Origin of the sequence: Streptomyces sp. A1136, from assembly GCF_004795055.1 — a bacterium.
In the GTDB taxonomy this organism is placed as follows: Bacteria; Actinomycetota; Actinomycetes; order Streptomycetales; family Streptomycetaceae; genus Streptomyces.
This window is the reverse complement of the sequence record NZ_SSBJ01000004.1, coordinates 1-13,990: the sequence shown is the minus strand read 5'-3', so window position 1 is coordinate 13,990 and position 13,990 is coordinate 1. Positions and strand designations below refer to the sequence as shown.

At 72.1% G+C, this 13,990-nt stretch carries 18 protein-coding genes; 9 read left to right on the top strand and 9 right to left on the bottom strand.

Features of this window, described 5'->3' with window-relative positions:
• The first annotated feature begins 142 nt into the window (after nucleotides 1–142).
• Both E6R62_RS04885 and E6R62_RS04880 read left to right on the top strand, forming a co-directional pair.
• Nucleotides 143–565: a DUF2809 domain-containing protein gene (locus E6R62_RS04885; protein WP_240801477.1), complete on the top strand. Its 423-nt coding sequence runs from the start codon at nucleotides 143–145 to the stop codon at nucleotides 563–565.
• A 198-nt stretch (nucleotides 566–763) separates the two neighbouring features.
• Nucleotides 764–1,612, top strand: coding sequence for a polysaccharide deacetylase family protein (locus E6R62_RS04880; RefSeq protein WP_136211736.1), 849 nt, complete (start codon nucleotides 764–766; stop codon nucleotides 1,610–1,612).
• Between the two features lie 89 nt (nucleotides 1,613–1,701).
• Here the strand turns inward: E6R62_RS04880 and E6R62_RS04875 are convergent, their stop codons facing one another.
• The gene (locus E6R62_RS04875; RefSeq protein WP_136211734.1) at nucleotides 1,702–2,037 is read right to left on the bottom strand and encodes a YnfA family protein; all 336 of its coding nucleotides are present in this window, start codon (nucleotides 2,035–2,037) and stop codon (nucleotides 1,702–1,704) included.
• A 184-nt stretch (nucleotides 2,038–2,221) separates the two neighbouring features.
• On the opposite strand from E6R62_RS04875, the gene E6R62_RS04870 reads away from it, so the two are divergent.
• Nucleotides 2,222–2,548, top strand: coding sequence for a transposase (locus E6R62_RS04870; RefSeq protein WP_136211732.1), 327 nt, complete (start codon nucleotides 2,222–2,224; stop codon nucleotides 2,546–2,548).
• Between the two features lie 213 nt (nucleotides 2,549–2,761).
• On the top strand, nucleotides 2,762–3,637 hold the full coding sequence (locus E6R62_RS04865) for a calcium-binding protein (protein WP_136211730.1): 876 nt from the start codon (nucleotides 2,762–2,764) through the stop codon (nucleotides 3,635–3,637).
• Nucleotides 3,638–3,831: 194 nt separating this feature from the next.
• On the opposite strand, the gene E6R62_RS04860 is transcribed toward E6R62_RS04865, so the two are convergent.
• The 4 genes from E6R62_RS04860 to E6R62_RS04845 all read right to left on the bottom strand — a co-directional run bounded on the left by E6R62_RS04860 (nucleotide 3,832) and on the right by E6R62_RS04845 (nucleotide 6,674).
• Nucleotides 3,832–4,143: a hypothetical protein gene (locus E6R62_RS04860; protein ID WP_136211728.1), complete on the bottom strand. Its 312-nt coding sequence runs from the start codon at nucleotides 4,141–4,143 to the stop codon at nucleotides 3,832–3,834.
• A gap of 122 nt (nucleotides 4,144–4,265) precedes the next feature.
• A complete protein-coding gene (locus E6R62_RS04855; RefSeq protein ID WP_136211726.1) occupies nucleotides 4,266–4,544 on the bottom strand; it encodes a DUF3253 domain-containing protein in 279 nt (92 codons plus the stop codon).
• Nucleotides 4,545–4,609: 65 nt separating this feature from the next.
• Nucleotides 4,610–5,854: a geranylgeranyl reductase family protein gene (locus E6R62_RS04850; RefSeq protein ID WP_240801499.1), complete on the bottom strand. Its 1,245-nt coding sequence runs from the start codon at nucleotides 5,852–5,854 to the stop codon at nucleotides 4,610–4,612.
• Nucleotides 5,855–6,077: 223 nt separating this feature from the next.
• Nucleotides 6,078–6,674: a hypothetical protein gene (locus tag E6R62_RS04845; protein WP_136211722.1), complete on the bottom strand. Its 597-nt coding sequence runs from the start codon at nucleotides 6,672–6,674 to the stop codon at nucleotides 6,078–6,080.
• 267 nt (nucleotides 6,675–6,941) lie between these two features.
• Here E6R62_RS04845 and E6R62_RS04840 point away from each other — a divergent pair, with 267 nt between their 5' ends.
• Both E6R62_RS04840 and E6R62_RS04835 read left to right on the top strand, forming a co-directional pair.
• On the top strand, nucleotides 6,942–7,934 hold the full coding sequence (locus tag E6R62_RS04840; RefSeq protein WP_136211720.1) for a GlxA family transcriptional regulator: 993 nt from the start codon (nucleotides 6,942–6,944) through the stop codon (nucleotides 7,932–7,934).
• Between the two features lie 120 nt (nucleotides 7,935–8,054).
• The gene (locus tag E6R62_RS04835; protein WP_136211718.1) at nucleotides 8,055–8,804 is read left to right on the top strand and encodes an MBL fold metallo-hydrolase; all 750 of its coding nucleotides are present in this window, start codon (nucleotides 8,055–8,057) and stop codon (nucleotides 8,802–8,804) included.
• A gap of 51 nt (nucleotides 8,805–8,855) precedes the next feature.
• Here the strand turns inward: E6R62_RS04835 and E6R62_RS04830 are convergent, their stop codons facing one another.
• Nucleotides 8,856–9,539, bottom strand: a complete 684-nt coding sequence (locus E6R62_RS04830) for a hypothetical protein (protein WP_206308647.1) — start codon at nucleotides 9,537–9,539, stop codon at nucleotides 8,856–8,858.
• A 210-nt stretch (nucleotides 9,540–9,749) separates the two neighbouring features.
• Here E6R62_RS04830 and E6R62_RS04825 point away from each other — a divergent pair, with 210 nt between their 5' ends.
• Nucleotides 9,750–10,238, top strand: coding sequence for a nuclear transport factor 2 family protein (locus E6R62_RS04825; protein WP_136211716.1), 489 nt, complete (start codon nucleotides 9,750–9,752; stop codon nucleotides 10,236–10,238).
• Nucleotides 10,239–10,328: 90 nt separating this feature from the next.
• On the opposite strand, the gene E6R62_RS04820 is transcribed toward E6R62_RS04825, so the two are convergent.
• On the bottom strand, nucleotides 10,329–10,865 hold the full coding sequence (locus E6R62_RS04820; RefSeq protein ID WP_136211713.1) for a hypothetical protein: 537 nt from the start codon (nucleotides 10,863–10,865) through the stop codon (nucleotides 10,329–10,331).
• Nucleotides 10,866–11,021: 156 nt separating this feature from the next.
• Nucleotides 11,022–11,210: a hypothetical protein gene (locus E6R62_RS04815; RefSeq protein WP_136211711.1), complete on the bottom strand. Its 189-nt coding sequence runs from the start codon at nucleotides 11,208–11,210 to the stop codon at nucleotides 11,022–11,024.
• Between the two features lie 117 nt (nucleotides 11,211–11,327).
• On the opposite strand from E6R62_RS04815, the gene E6R62_RS04810 reads away from it, so the two are divergent.
• On the top strand, nucleotides 11,328–11,948 hold the full coding sequence (locus E6R62_RS04810; RefSeq protein WP_136211709.1) for an NAD(P)H-dependent oxidoreductase: 621 nt from the start codon (nucleotides 11,328–11,330) through the stop codon (nucleotides 11,946–11,948).
• A 64-nt stretch (nucleotides 11,949–12,012) separates the two neighbouring features.
• Here E6R62_RS04810 and E6R62_RS04805 read toward each other — a convergent pair whose 3' ends face one another.
• The gene (locus E6R62_RS04805; RefSeq protein WP_136211707.1) at nucleotides 12,013–12,360 is read right to left on the bottom strand and encodes a VOC family protein; all 348 of its coding nucleotides are present in this window, start codon (nucleotides 12,358–12,360) and stop codon (nucleotides 12,013–12,015) included.
• Between the two features lie 314 nt (nucleotides 12,361–12,674).
• Here E6R62_RS04805 and E6R62_RS04800 point away from each other — a divergent pair, with 314 nt between their 5' ends.
• Nucleotides 12,675–13,715 (top strand): glycoside hydrolase family 26 protein, encoded by a 1,041-nt coding sequence (locus E6R62_RS04800; protein ID WP_240801475.1) that lies wholly within the window; start codon nucleotides 12,675–12,677, stop codon nucleotides 13,713–13,715.
• Nucleotides 13,716–13,990 lie beyond the last annotated feature (275 nt).

Genomic DNA, 13,990 nt, shown 5'->3' with positions numbered 1-13,990 from the left:
CCGTCCCACGGGCAACCGGCCTTACCCTCGGGCGCGCGGAGGACAGCGGTCACCGGAGTCGAATCCCGGGAAGCGGATGGACCCGCTCCCGTCATGCGCGGCCCCCCCGGTCCCCCCGGTGAGGCTCCGGCAGGATGGGGACGTGCACCTCGACCCCGGAACCCGTGTCCCAGCCGTGCGAGCCGACCTTCCGCGCGTCCGCCTGGCGGCAGCGACCGCCGCGGCGGCGACCGTCGGCTCGGGTCTGGGGCTGCGCGCCGCGACGGCGGGCAGCGTGGCCAAGTACGGCGGCGACGCGCTGTACACCGTCCTGCTCCTCGCCCTCGTCGTCCTGATCGCGCCCCGGGTGACACCCCTGCGGGCCGCCGCGACCGCGCTGGCGATCAGCTGGACCGTCGAATTCCTCCAGCTGGGTCCGGTCCCGGCGGCGCTCGCGGCGCGCAGCACGATCGCCCGCCTGGTCCTCGGATCCACCTTCAACGCGCCCGACCTGTTCTGGTACGCGGTCGGCGCCGCCGCGGGCTGGGGAATCCACACCGCGGTGGGCTCGCGCCGCCGGCCGTGACGCATCTCACCCGCGACCCCCTGCCGTGACCCTGCGCCGGAACCCAACGGGCTCCCCGCCCGTGCGGGGGGCGGCTCCGGCTGTCGAAACCGGCCGTTCCCACGGCCGATCGGAGGAGAAATCGGCCGAAAGGGATGACCTAGCCTGGATCGAAAGCTCCGCGAGACCGGGGGCCGAGCCCGAAGGAAAGGCGCGCCCATGGGCACCAACACCAGTTCCGCACGTCGTCGGCGGGCGGGTTCCGCCGTGACTGCGGCCGTCCTCGGTCTCCTGACGGCGGCCGTCGCGCCGGCCGTCGCCGCCACGGACGGATCCGCCGGCCGACGCCCGGTCGGGCATCCCGCGGAAGCCGGCCGACGCCCGGTCGGGCATCCCGCGGAAGCCGGCCGACGCCCGGTCGGGCATCCCGCGGAATCGGCCCGCGGCGCCTCCCGGATCCCGTTGGGGATCTCGCGTCTGGCCCAGGGCCCGGGCCGGACCGTCGCCATCACCATCGATGACGGCCCGGACCCCCGCTGGACCCCGCAGGTGCTCAAGGTGCTGCGGGAGAACCACGTCAAGGCCACCTTCTGCATGATCGGGACGCGAGCGCAGAAGTACCCGGAGCTGGTGCGGGCGGTCGCCGCGGACGGGCACCAGCTGTGCGACCACTCCGTCGACCACGACGTGACGATGGACCGCAAGCCCGTGGCCTACCAGCAGCAGCAGATACTCGACGGCAAGACCATGATCGAGAAGGCCGTGCCCGGCGTCGCCGTCAACTACTACCGGGCGCCGGGCGGTGCCTTCACCCCCGACAGCCGGGCGATCGCCGCCGCGAGCGGGATGCGTCCCCTGGGCTGGAGCGTGGACCCCAAGGACTGGAGCCGTCCCGGCCTGCCGGCCATCGTCGCCGCCGTGGAGGACAAACTGCCGCAGCAGCCGACCGTCCTCTTCCACGACGGGGGCGGCGACCGCAGCGAGACCGTCGCGGCGCTGAAGGAGTACCTGCCGTGGCTCACCGCGCGCGGCTACACCTTCGCCTTCCCGGCCCGCAGCACCCCGTAGGGCCACCGCGGGGCGCCGTCCGGGCTGCCGTGGTCCGGGCGCGGTCGGGGGCGGGGGTCGGTCGGGTCGGTCGGGTCGGTCGGGCGAGGTCAGTGCCCCCGGGGCGCGTACATGATCACGGCCATGCCCGCCAGACAGACCAGGGCGCCGATGACGTCGTAACGGTCGGGGCGGTAGCCGTCGGCGACCATGCCCCAGGCGATGGACCCGGCGACGAAGACGCCGCCGTACGCGGCGAGGATGCGGCCGAAGTTGGCGTCGGACTGGAAGGTGGCCACCACCCCGTACAGGCCCAGCGCGACGACGCCGGCGCCGACCCACGCCCAGCCCCGGTGTTCGCGGACGCCCTGCCACACCAACCAGGCGCCGCCGATCTCGAACAACGCGGCGACGAGGAACAAGGCGACGGAACGGGCGACGGTCATACCCGCTGACCCTACTGGCCGTCGTATCCGACCTCACCCGCGCCCTTCAGCGCCAGGTCGGCGGAGCGGCCCGGGTGCGCGGCGGCGCAAACGCGAGGGCCGTCGGCGCCGCTTCGACCGGCGACCCGCCGTCTTCGAAGGCCCCGGGAACGTACCCGGATGACGGAAGCGTCGTTGCACCTGTGTGAAAGAAACCACCGACCTCGACGACAGCGAATGGGAAGCCGTCCGCGGCCTGCTCCCGCGATGCGGACCCTCCGGGCCGGACTACCGGATCGTGATCAACGGCATGCTGTGGCAGCAGGCCACCGGCCGCCGCTGGCACGACCTGCCCGCCCGTTACGGGCCCTGGCACCGATGCGCGGAACGGCTGCGCCTGTGGAACCTCGACGGCACATGGCAGAACATCCTCACCACGCTCGCCGCCGGCCGCCCGATCCCCCACGACGCCGAGCACCCCCGCACGGCCGGGGAGACGGTCGACGACTGGAACACCCCGTGGCTCACGTGAGTCACTCGCTCCTGGGGACGATGAGGCCGCCGGAGAAGCGCCCGGTGGGCTGAGGGGACTGCGGGGAAGTACGGCTCGCTTCCCCGCATTCCTGTTGGGCCATAGGGGGCGAGGCACTCCGACATCGCGGCCGGTCATTGCACAGGGGGGATTCGCGCCCTAGGTTCCCACCGAATCCAAGGCTGCCGCTTGCCTTACGACCGGAGGTCCCCCGTGCCTGGCAGAAATCTCATTTTGGCGGCGGCAGCCGCGCTGCTCTTCCTCGGCCTCCCGGCGGCTGCCGCCGACACCTCCGCGGCCACCTGCTTCGGACGCGCGGCGACCATCACCGGAGCGGGCACGATCAACGGGACCGAGGGCGACGACGTCATCGTCGGCTCCGCGGGCGCCGACATCATCAACGGGCGCGGCGGGAACGACCTGATCTGCGGCCTCGCGGGGACCGACACGCTCGCGGGCGGGCTGGGCGACGACCGGATCGAAGGCGGTGAAGGCGGAGACCTGATCCGCGGGGACCTGATCACCACAGGAGCTTCCGCCGAGGGAGGGGGAGACGACATCCTCTTCGGCGGCCCGGGCGACGACCGCATGGGCGGCGACAGCATGGCCTTCGGCGGCAGCGCGTCGGGGGGCGGGAACGACATCCTCTTCGGCGAGGAGGGCAATGACGCGATGATCGGCGACAGTCGCGGCGGCATCGACGCCTCCGGCGGCGGCGCGGACGTCCTCGACGGGGGGCCCGGGAACGACAGCATCACCGGTGATTCCTCCGCCGAGGGAACGGCCACCGGCCACGGGAAGGACATCCTCCTGGGCGGCCCGGGCACCGACAGCCTCATCGGGGACAGCCTCTCCGGGCACGTCGCGCACGGCAAGGGGGACGGCAACCACAAGGAGCGCCCCGCCCGCCCCGCCCCGTCCACGGCCACCCCCGGCTCCATGACTCCCCGTCAGCAGACCGCGCCGGCGCCCGAGGCGGAAGGCGGCGACGATGTCCTCGACGGCGGTGACGACACGCCGGACACCTGCGACGGCACGGGGGGAATCGACGTGGCCGTCCGGTGCGAGACCACGACGAACGTTCCGTAGCCGCTCGATCGCCCGGCGGCGGGTCCGTGCGCGTAGGCGGGGAGCGGCGCCCTCTCCATGCGCACCGCGAAGGGGACGCTCGACCCACGGGACGTCCTCCACCCGGGCGTACCGGTGGGCCGGCCGAGCAGGTGGGCCGGCCGACCCGGCGCGGGTGTTCGACGACAGGTCCGGAAGAAGTCGGTCGGGGAAGATCAGGCGTCGAGCGCGGCCAGCCCCTCCTCCCAGCGGGAGCGCCGTTCTTCGGAACTCTGCTCCCACCACGGGGTGCCGCGCTCGCCGAGGGCCACCTTCGCCGTCTGCACCCGCGCCCGTGCGGCCCGCTCCGCCCCGGGGTCGTCGGCGCGATGGGCGGCGGCGATGGCGCGCCGGGCCGCCACCAGATGGACGCGCAGCCGTGCGGCGGCCTCGGCGGGGATCTCGGGGTCGCGGGCACGCCGGCGGCGGCCGTCGATGACGACGTGGTGGCCGTCGGCGGTGGTGGGCGGCCTTGCTTTGGACGCCACGGAAGGCGGCTGTCCGCACTCGGCCGCGGCCAATCCTCGCGCCGCGCACACGTCGCCGCCGGCCGGCGGAAGCGGGCGCGGAGCGGGGCCGTGCACACGGGCCAGGGGCGCCTGCCGGCGCGTCAGTGGCCGCGCCGCCTCCGGATACGGATCGGACCGCGGGCCTTCGTCGGCTCCACGGGCCGGCCACCTTGGGTGATCTCCACCTCGCCGGACTCGACCAGCCGCCGGGCCGCACGTCGGGCCGGTTCCATGAGAGCGCGCCAGCCGTCGTCGTCCCCGGCGTACACCGCTCGTGCGGCATCGGAGGGGCAGATCGTCGCGGTCGGGTCACGACGAGCCAGCAGCTCCAGGATGACTCGTTCCAGGCGGCGGTCCATCTGCCGTTCGCTGTCCGTCACCCGGTCAGTGTCGCACCGCCGGCGCCGCTTAAGGGACCTTCACGGTGCGACCCGTCCCGGCGGTCTCACCGTCGTACGGACGGCACGAGGCGCAACAGGGTGTGCAGGACGGCGTCGACGCTGTCGTGGGCCGGTTCGTCGGTGACGTGGGTGAGGAGGCGGGCCAGGTAGCGCAGCAGCGGGGGCGAGGCCATGACGCGGGGGTGCAGGAGCGGCCGGTAGCCGTACCGGGCGAAGAGGAGATCGCCGGCGAGGTTGCCGAGCCGGTAGTAGCGCCCCCAGCGGCGGTGGATTTCGGCCGGATACTGTCGCAGCGCGTGTTCGCGCCGCGGGCCCGCCGGCCTGGCCAGGGCCAGGGCGATGGTCTCGGCGGCCACTTCCGCGGCTTCCATCGCCTGGGCGATGCCCTCGCCGCTCCACGGGCTGACCATGCCCGCGCTGTCCCCGACCAGGAGCAGCCCCCGGTGGTATTGGGGGCGCCGGTTCAATCCCATCGGCAAGGGGGCGCTGCGCAGGGGCGAGTCGGCGTTCTCCTCCCGCACCCCCCAGTCCTCGGGCAGGCGGGGCAGCCAGTGTTCCAGGGCCGCCCGCAGCTCCACCGGGCGACGCCGCCGCTGCGGCAGGGCGCCGAGGCCGACGTTGACGCGCCCGTCCCCGAGCGGGAACACCCAGCCGTATCCGGGCAGGTCCAGCCCGGTGCGCGGACAGCGCAGGTCGGCCCACAGCTCCAGGTACGGGTCGTTGGTGCGGGCCGGGCTGCGGTAGTAGCGGCGGGCCGCCGCCGCGACCGGTCGGCTCGTGTCCCGGGCGAGTCCGAGGGCCAGCGCGGTTCGCGCCGAGGCGCCGTCGGCCGCCACGACGAGCGGTGCCCGGTAGCGGACCGGCTCGCGGTCCGGCCCGCGGGTCGCGGTCACTCCTGTGATGCGCCCCGCCCGGTCGATCAGGGGGGCCGTGACCTTCACGTGGGTGCGCAGGCGCGCTCCGGCGGCGCGGGCGTGTGCGGCCAGCAGGTCGTCGAAGTCGTGGCGGCTCCGCGTGAGCCCGAAGTCGGGAAGGCTGCCCAGCCGGGGCCAGTCCAGGTCCGCCCGGTGGCCCTCACACACCCACCGCATTCCGCGGTTGCGCATCCAGCCCGGTGCGTCGATGTCGACTCCCATCCGCACCAGCTGGGCCACGCCTCTCGGCGTCAGCCCGTCGCCGCACACCTTCTCCCTGGGGAAGCCGCTCTTCTCCAGCAGGAGTACGTCCACACCCGCGCGCGCCAAGTGGACGGCTGCGGCCGAACCGGCCGGTCCGGCGCCCACCACGATGACATGCGCCTCTTCGTCACCTACGCCGTCCGGCGCCGAAGGGCTGCTGCCCGCGCAGGGGCGGTCGTCGCGCGCGTCATCACGTTCAGCGGTCACACCGTCACTATGCCGTCTCCGGAGCGGGCCGGCCCGTGAGACGGGGCCGAAGGGTCCGACGTCGGTGGCAATCGCAGCCACAGTGCCCTGGCCGACACCCGGGGCCGGGGCCCCTCGCGGACGGAAGTCAGTGTGAGAGGTGCCAGTCGGGGACCGTGGGCATGTGCGGGGCGAGCGTACGGGCGCGCTGCCACACGCCGTGGAGCTGCTCGGCGGGGCGCTGCTGTTCGCCGTGCAGGGCGTTGAGGATCACCAGGCCGCCGGTGAGGGCGGGTACGGCCCACTGCAGGCACGCCAGGTGCCGCTGCGCCTTGTCCGTGTCGATGGGGTGCTTGGCCGCCTTTTCGGCGTCCCCCGGGTCGGCGGACCCGGCCAGTTCGATCTTCTTGCCCAGGACGCGGCTGTAGGCGGTCGCCGCGAGGGCGGCGCCGGTCAGGACCGTCTTGGCGAGCGTGGAGGCGGCGACTCCCTGCTGGGCGGCGACGCGCGGCGCGTTCACGGCGAGCAGACCGCCGGAACCGAAAAGGTGCGCGGCGATCGCGGCCGCGTTGACAGGCGTCCACTTCGCCCAGCCGTCACTGGCGATCCTGGCCGAAGCGGCCCACGTACCGCCCTGGTCACGGGCGGCCCCGTTCAGGCCCACCGCGCCCATCAGGGATCCCCCGAACCAGGCGGCGAGACCCGCATCGTGGAGGCTGCGCAGCACCGTATGACGATCGGACATGACCGGCTCCCTTGCCCAGGCGGAAGAAGCACCGGCGAACTACCGGCGCCCTCGCCACCGTCGGCCATCGGCAGGTGAACCGCCACCGCTCTGGTACGAACGGAGCAGACACCGGCAACCGCGCACCGTGACCCGGTATGGCCACCGGCCCCCGGCGGAGTCGGGGCGAGCCCGCCCCGGGGACGGGGCCACAGCACAGCAGCGATGGCCGGATCTGCGACTACCTCGTCATTGCGGACACGGCTGCCCGGAGGCGAGGATCGACGCATGCCCGCACCTCAGCGCGTCGTCATCGTCGCCTTCCCCGGCGTGGAACTCCTGGACGTCACAGGACCCGCCGAGGTCTTCTCGGTCGCGTCCCGCGTCGCCGGCGACGAACACCCCCGTTACGCCGTTGAGATCGCGACGGAGGACGGCGGCGCCGTGACCACTTCCAGCGGTGTCCGGCTCCTTGCCGACCTGCGGCTGGACGAGGTCACGGGCCGGGTGGACACCCTGTTGGTGTCCGGTGCGGTCACCCACGCGAAGGGAGGTGGGACCCGGGCAGTCGTCGATCCCGCCATCACGGACTGGCTGCGCACGGCGGTGCCCCGAGCGGGCCGCACCGGATCGGTGTGCGCAGGCGCCCATCTCCTGGCCGCGGCCGGCCTGTTGGACGGCCGGTCCGCGACGACGCACTGGCTCACGACCGCACAACTGGCCGCCGCCCACCCCGAGATCGACGTGGACCACGATTCGATCTTCGTCCGCTCCGGTTCGCTGTGGACCAGCGCCGGCATCACCTCGGGGATGGACATGGCGCTGGCCATGGTCGCCGAGGACCACGGCCGCGCCCTCGCGCTCGCCACCGCCCGCATGATGGTGATGTACGTCAAACGATCCGGTGGGCAGAGCCAGTTCAGTGTGCCGCTCTCCGTCCAGGAGTCCGCCCCGGGTGCCACCTGCGACCGGATCGGCGAGTTGCGGCAATGGATCACCGAGCACCCCGACGCGGACCTTTCCGCCGAGGCGCTCGCCCGCCGCGCCGGTCTCAGCACACGCCATTTCTCCCGGCTCTTCACCCAGCGCACCGGCACCACGCCCGGTGCCTACGTCGAGTCCGCTCGACTGGAGACGGCCCGCCGGCTCCTCGAAGAGAGCGACACCGCGCTGCCCCAGATCGCCGCCGCGAGCGGACTAGGCTCCCCGCACACCCTCCACCGGGTGTTCCAGCGCCACATGGGAACCACTCCGGCGGCATATCGCCGCCGCTTCCGCTGACGCCCCTTTCGCCCGCTTCCCCCCTTCGCCCGTTTCCCCCTCACCCGCGCACCCCACCGACCGGTGGGGACACCGAGGCATGCCCATGCCCATGCCCGGCTCGTACACGAAAGGCCCCCCGTGTCCCGCACGAAGATCGTTCCGATACCGGTGCTCGGAAAGCACGCCGTCAACGCCTACCTGCTGCTCGGCCGGCGCCCCGTCCTCGTCGACGCCGGAACACCCGGCAGTGGGCAGTCGATCCACGATCGGATCGCCGGCCACGGCGTGGACCCCTCCGACCTGGCCCTGATCGTCATCACCCACGGGCACATCGACCACTTCGGCTCGGCCGCGGAACTGCGTCGCCTCACCGGCGCGCCGGTCGCCGGCCACGTCGCCGATCTCGAACCCTTCCGTACCGGCAAGCCGCGCATGCCCTACCTGCCCACCGGTCCCATGGGCCGCGTGATGAACCGGAACAGGAGGCTGCACGCCTCCGCCGATCCCTTCGAGCCCGAGATCCTGATCAGCGGTGACACCGACCTGGCCGACTTCGGGCTCGCGGCGCGCATCGTGCCCACCCCCGGCCACACGGCGGGTTCCGTCTCCGTCCTCACCGACGAGGGGGACCTCGTCGCGGGCGACCTCGTGGCCAACTCGTTCATGGGCCTCATCCCAGGCAGACCCGCCAACCCGCCCTTCCACGACGACCCCCTGGGCAACCTGGCCAGCCTGCGCGCCATGCTCGCCCTGAACCCCACGAAACTCCACGTCGGCCACGGCGTCCCCCTCGACCCCGAACGCGTCCGTCGCTGGGCGGAGCGCGAGCGGCGGCGCCTGTCCGGCCGGGCGGCCCGTGGGCGCCTGCGCAGCCGTACCACGCTCTGACACGGCCGTTCCCACGGCCGCACCGCGGGCTCGCAGGCCCGACGGCGATGGTCATCCGGGCCGCCTGCCGGGAGCCAGTTCGGCGAGCGGGGAACGCCGGCCTTTGGGGAGGGCCCGTACGGCGACCCAGTCCACCTCCGGGTGTTCGGCCGGAATCCGGTCGACGTCCGCCCGCCGGTAGAGCCGAATCCGTACGGTGCCGCCTCTGGCCGCGCCGAACTTCACCCTCACCTCCAGTGCGCAGGTGATCCAGCCGAGCCGTACCAGGTGGTCGAAGTCCGTTCGGCGGACCCGGAGGCGGGCGGCGCACTGGTCCGGTCCCAGTGGGGTGGCTTCGGTTGTCAGGCGGTCCAGGTCGGGGCGTCGGGCCAAGCCCATCACCTGATCGGGGTGCAGCAGCGGCCGGTCCGGGTCGTCGGAGAGATCGGTCAGGAACCCGGCCGCCGCCATCTCCCGCACGCAAGCCACACTCACCCTGGCCGGTCCACCGGGCGGGTTCGGTGTCCCCAGGGCCTCGGCCAGCCGGTCGGCGGTCTCCGCCCCTGACAAGGCGTATGGCAGCCGGCTGCCGATCGCTTCGGGGTCCATGGACTCCACCGCCGCCCGCGACCAGATCATGGGCCCCACGTCCGCCGCCGGCACCGCCCCGATGTGGACCGCCCACCGTAAGGCCGCCCTCGGCACCCGCAGCCGCGCGGCGGCCTGACCTTCGTCGTACTGAGCCTCTTGCCCCACTGCCGACCTCCTCCCGATCGCCCGCCCCTCCCGCTGCCCCGAAGTTCCCGTCACATGCGGATTAATCCCGACATGTCGAAGGAGAGAGCGCACTGGAGCGGCTGCGCACACCGGCCTCGGACGCCCACCCGGAGGAGGGCCCGGGAGGCCAGCGCCGATGACGGCGGCAGGCCTTGACCTCAAGTCCGCTTGAGGTAGGAGGCTTTCGTCATGGACACCACCGAAATGCAGCGACAACTGCGGGCCCTGACCGACCGCGCGGAGATCACCGACCTGATGGACCGCTACCTACGCTCCCTGGACGACGGGGTCTTCGACGAAGCGTGGGCCCGGGATTTCCACACCGAGAACGTAACCGCCGACATGCCCATCGGCGTCGTCCATGGCCGGGCCGCCTTGTCGGCCCACGTTCAGCGAGGGATGGCGCTGTTCGAGCGGACCGTCCACCTGGGCGGCAACAACGTCATCGAGATCGATGACGGCCGGGCGACCGTCCGCGGCGCCCAGCTGAGCACCCACGTCCTGGCCGACGACCCCGGCAACGTCTTCGTCTCCGCCGGTCACACCGAGACCGAACTGGTCAGGACCGCCGACGGCTGGCGGATCTCCGCCTCCGCACTTCGGGTGGTCTGGACCCAGGGCACCCCTCCGCAGCTTCCGGACGACCTGACCCCGGCCGGCGCGGCCGAGGTGCACTGACCCGAAGGGCTGCCCCACACGCCGGGTTCGGCGAGGGTGCGCGCATCGGCGCGACGGCGTGCGCCCGTGGTCTCCCGACGGCGCCGCGGGTCACTCCTGGCCGGCGCCGGACAGGGCGTTTGCGATCAGGCGGGTGGCGTAATCGCGGTCTCCGGTGAGCCGGTTGATGTGCTCCGCGAGGAGAAGGGCGGTGGCCTCCAAGGGGTTCATCTCGTCCTTGGTCCACTCCCCGTACTGCTTGCGCCACAGACTGGGGCTCAGGTCCGTGGCTGCCGCGATGACCATGCCGGCCATGGTCGGGATGGCCTCGGGGCGCACACTCCTGGGCATCGTGCGCATCGTGGCCACGAGGTGGGGGACCACGTATTCGATGGCGTCTTTGTCGTGAGCCTCGTACGCCTTCCGCAGCCACGTCGTGAACATGTAGACGAGCGTGCACGCGCCGTCCACCAGGTCGCGGACGCCCTCGGGGTCAAGGGAAGCGGCGAACTGATCCATCAGGCGCCGCTGTTCGGGATCGGTCCCGGACCTGCCGTCGTAGACGGCTTTGAGGCGGGAGTCGATCACCATGAGCGCCGCACCCACGTCACCGGCGGGGGCGTACTGGGGGTCACACGACGATGACACGGATCCTCCTCATGCGGACACGGCGGGCAGCACGGCACGACCGTACGGCAGATCTCCGGGCAGGGAGGCCGAGTTGGCGATCGGCAACCGGTTCGGGTCGGGGTGGCGGGGCCCGAGGATGTGAAGGGCCCGCCGGCCCCGCGCTCTCCGCGCGGTTCAGTGCTCGGGCTTGGCGGCCCGCTGCGACAGCGAGCCGGCGGGCCCCGCGAGGGTGACCGGATGAGCGCCCATGGCCACCGCCGCCCGAGCGGCCTCCCGCAGGCCGGTGCCGCTCTCGATGCCCTTCATCAGCGACACGATCACGGCGTCGGGTCCGATGTGCCGGGCCCGGGCGCCGAGGTTCACACGTGGGGACCGCGCGGGAATGGACACCCCCCTGGGCGCTCGCCCCGCTCGCGGATACTGGACGGGCAGCCGGCGGTGGATCAGCCGAGTCCGGCTCATGTCGATGGGGGACGCATCATGCGCGTAGGGGTATATCTCGCACATCCGCGGCCGGGGAGTTTCAACCACGCCGTGTTCGAGGCGGTCGTGGACGAACTGCGTGGGCGTGGATGCCGAGTAGCGGCGCACGACCTGTATGCCGAGGGATTCGCACCGCAACTCTCGGCCGCGGAGACGGGGACGGTCGAGTCGGCGTCCGAAATCCCCGACCCGCAGGTGGCACTGCACCAGGAGGAGGCGGCGACGCTCGACGCCATGGTGTTCGTCCACCCGAACTGGTGGGGCATGCCGCCCGCCGTCCTCGTCGGCTGGGTGCAACGTGTGCTCGCGCCCGGCGTCGCGTACAAACTGGGTACGGCCGAGGGCGAGCCCGTGGGGCTGCTGAAGGCGGGCAGGGCCCTCGTCCTGAACACCTCCGACACTCCCGCGGAGCGGGAGGAGAGCGAGTTCGGTGACCCGTTGCGGAGCATCTGGTCGGCCTGCGTGTTGCCCTACGTGGGAATGGCCGATGTGCGCCGGGTCGTCTTCCGTACGATCGGCGACGCGGACGACGCGACGCGCAGGGGGTGGCTCGAAGAGGCCCGCCGGCAAGCCGGCGCACTGGTGGAGGGGGACGTGGTTCCCGCGCACGGCGGCTGACCATCCCGGCCGGCCGCCGACCGGCGGGGGGCGCGCGCGACGGGTTCGGGGGCGGGAGAGGCCGTCAGCGGTGGCCGAGCACGTTCACCACCCGCCCGCTCGGGTCGCGGACGAAGAACCTCCGCACGCCCCACTCCTCGTCCTGCAAGGGATGAACGATGTCCGCACCGCTCTCCCTCATGACCGCGTAGGCCGCGTCCACGTCGTCCACCTCGATGCTCATGTCGGGGGCGACGGGCGCGGTCTTGTCACCGGACATGACGCTGATCTGCGCTGCCGGACTCGACGGGGAGGCGAGGGTCATGATCCAACCGTGGTTCATGACCTCCTCGAAGCCCAGCAGACCGTAGAACTCCCGGCTCTCCCGCGCGGCTTCGGACCGAATGTTGGGTACGACACGACGAACGGCCATGGACGACTCCAAGTCACGACAAAGGTGTCCCTACGTCTCTACGTCTCCCCCGCATTACTACGCCACGTCGGCCACCGGTCGCCATCGACTGTGGCGAATCGGTTTCCCGCGCACTCCTGGCCCAGGTGCCGGCGCCGGCGCACTGTCGGCCACTGACACGCGGAGGGGACCACGGCATTCACCCGTTCGGGCCACTTAGAGGGTGCCGGCCGCCCCGAATGGCCCAGCATCGGGGTCTCGGACAGCCCACTACTCGGATGCCATGACTAACGTCACTGCAAGAATCATCCACCAGCGAAGCTTGGGGAGGCGCCATGTCCCATCGAGGCCGTTGGCTGGCGGGCGCCTGCGCGAGCATGGTCGCGGTCGCCATGCTCCTGACAGGCGGCGCCCTCGCCACGACTCCGCAAGACGGTCCGGGTGAGGACACCGAGAGCGAAGTAGCGGTGGGCGCCTACCTCCAATACGACCAGGCCGGTGTCGACAGGATGCGGGAGCTCTCCCGCTGGCTCGGAGGCACCGAACTGCGCGCCGGGCACACCTACCTGCCCGGCGACACCTGGATGAACATCGAGGGCGCGCCCGACTCCCTGCCCAGTTGGGCACGGTGGCGCAACGCGCGACCCGATCGACTCTTCGTCCTGAACGTGCCCATGCTGGAGCGCAACGAGGCCGGCGTCCCCGACGGTCAAGTCGCCGCGCTGCTCCGTTCCGGTGCGCAGGGCAAGTACGACCACCACTTCCGGCGGCTCGCCGAGCGCCTGGTAGGCCTCGGGGTGCCGGACACGGTGATCGTGCTCGGCTGGGAGATGAACGGTTTCAACTACACGCACCGATGCCGGCCCGACCCCGAGAACTGGAAGAGGTACTGGCGGCGCATCGTGACGGCGATGCGCTCGGTGGAAGGCCAGCAGTTCCGCTTCGACTTCGCCCCCAACCGCGGTAGCGACGCGGTCCCTTGGACCAAGTGCTACCCCGGGGATGACGTGGTCGACATCATCGGCATGGACACCTACGACCAGCCGCCCGGCGATTCATTCGACGAGCAGGTCAACCAGCCTTACGGCCTCAAGCAGCAGGTCGACTTCGCCCAGGCGCACGACAAGCCGATCTCGTACCCCGAATGGGGGCTGTTCCGCAACGGCGACAACCCCGAATACATGCACGACATGCTGGCATGGATCGCCGAGCACAAGCCGCTCTACCACAGCATCACCGACTACTGCCCGCACGGCGTGTGGCAGTGCAGCCAGAACCCGCGCTCGGCACAGGTGTTCCGGGAGTTCCTGGCCAACAACGGCGGCCACAAAAGGGCTTACGGCATTGTCGGTGACTGGGCGCGGCCGAAGAAGTGACTATCCGGTCCGGTCTGATCTGATCTGGCCTCGCCTGTTCGAATGAGGTCGGTTCGTCCGGCAGTCCTCGCGCTCGGTGGCGGCGGTCACGATTCCGGGCGCTCCGCGTCGCGCGATCGGTCAGTTGGGAGTCCCCCGCCCCCCGCATCTAGTGACCTGAGTCAGAGATTCGTCGTTAGTCGAGCATGAGTCGTCCGGGTCCGAAGATTCCGCCGTTGTCGGTCACTGATGCCCAGCGGGCGGTGCTGGAGGGTTGGTTACGTCGCCGTACGACG

Excerpts from the sequence above, each read along its gene's own strand:
- E6R62_RS04880 (WP_136211736.1), top strand. The coding sequence starts at position 764 with ATGGGCACCAACACCAGTTCCGCACGTCGTCGGCGGGCGGGTTCCGCC.
- E6R62_RS04875 (WP_136211734.1), bottom strand. The coding sequence starts at position 2,037 with ATGACCGTCGCCCGTTCCGTCGCCTTGTTCCTCGTCGCCGCGTTGTTC.
- E6R62_RS04845 (WP_136211722.1), bottom strand. The coding sequence starts at position 6,674 with ATGTCCGATCGTCATACGGTGCTGCGCAGCCTCCACGATGCGGGTCTC.
- E6R62_RS04840 (WP_136211720.1), top strand. The coding sequence starts at position 6,942 with ATGCCCGCACCTCAGCGCGTCGTCATCGTCGCCTTCCCCGGCGTGGAA.
- E6R62_RS04825 (WP_136211716.1), top strand. The coding sequence starts at position 9,750 with ATGGACACCACCGAAATGCAGCGACAACTGCGGGCCCTGACCGACCGC.
- E6R62_RS04810 (WP_136211709.1), top strand. The coding sequence starts at position 11,328 with ATGCGCGTAGGGGTATATCTCGCACATCCGCGGCCGGGGAGTTTCAAC.
- E6R62_RS04805 (WP_136211707.1), bottom strand. The coding sequence starts at position 12,360 with ATGGCCGTTCGTCGTGTCGTACCCAACATTCGGTCCGAAGCCGCGCGG.
- E6R62_RS04800 (WP_240801475.1), top strand. The coding sequence starts at position 12,675 with ATGTCCCATCGAGGCCGTTGGCTGGCGGGCGCCTGCGCGAGCATGGTC.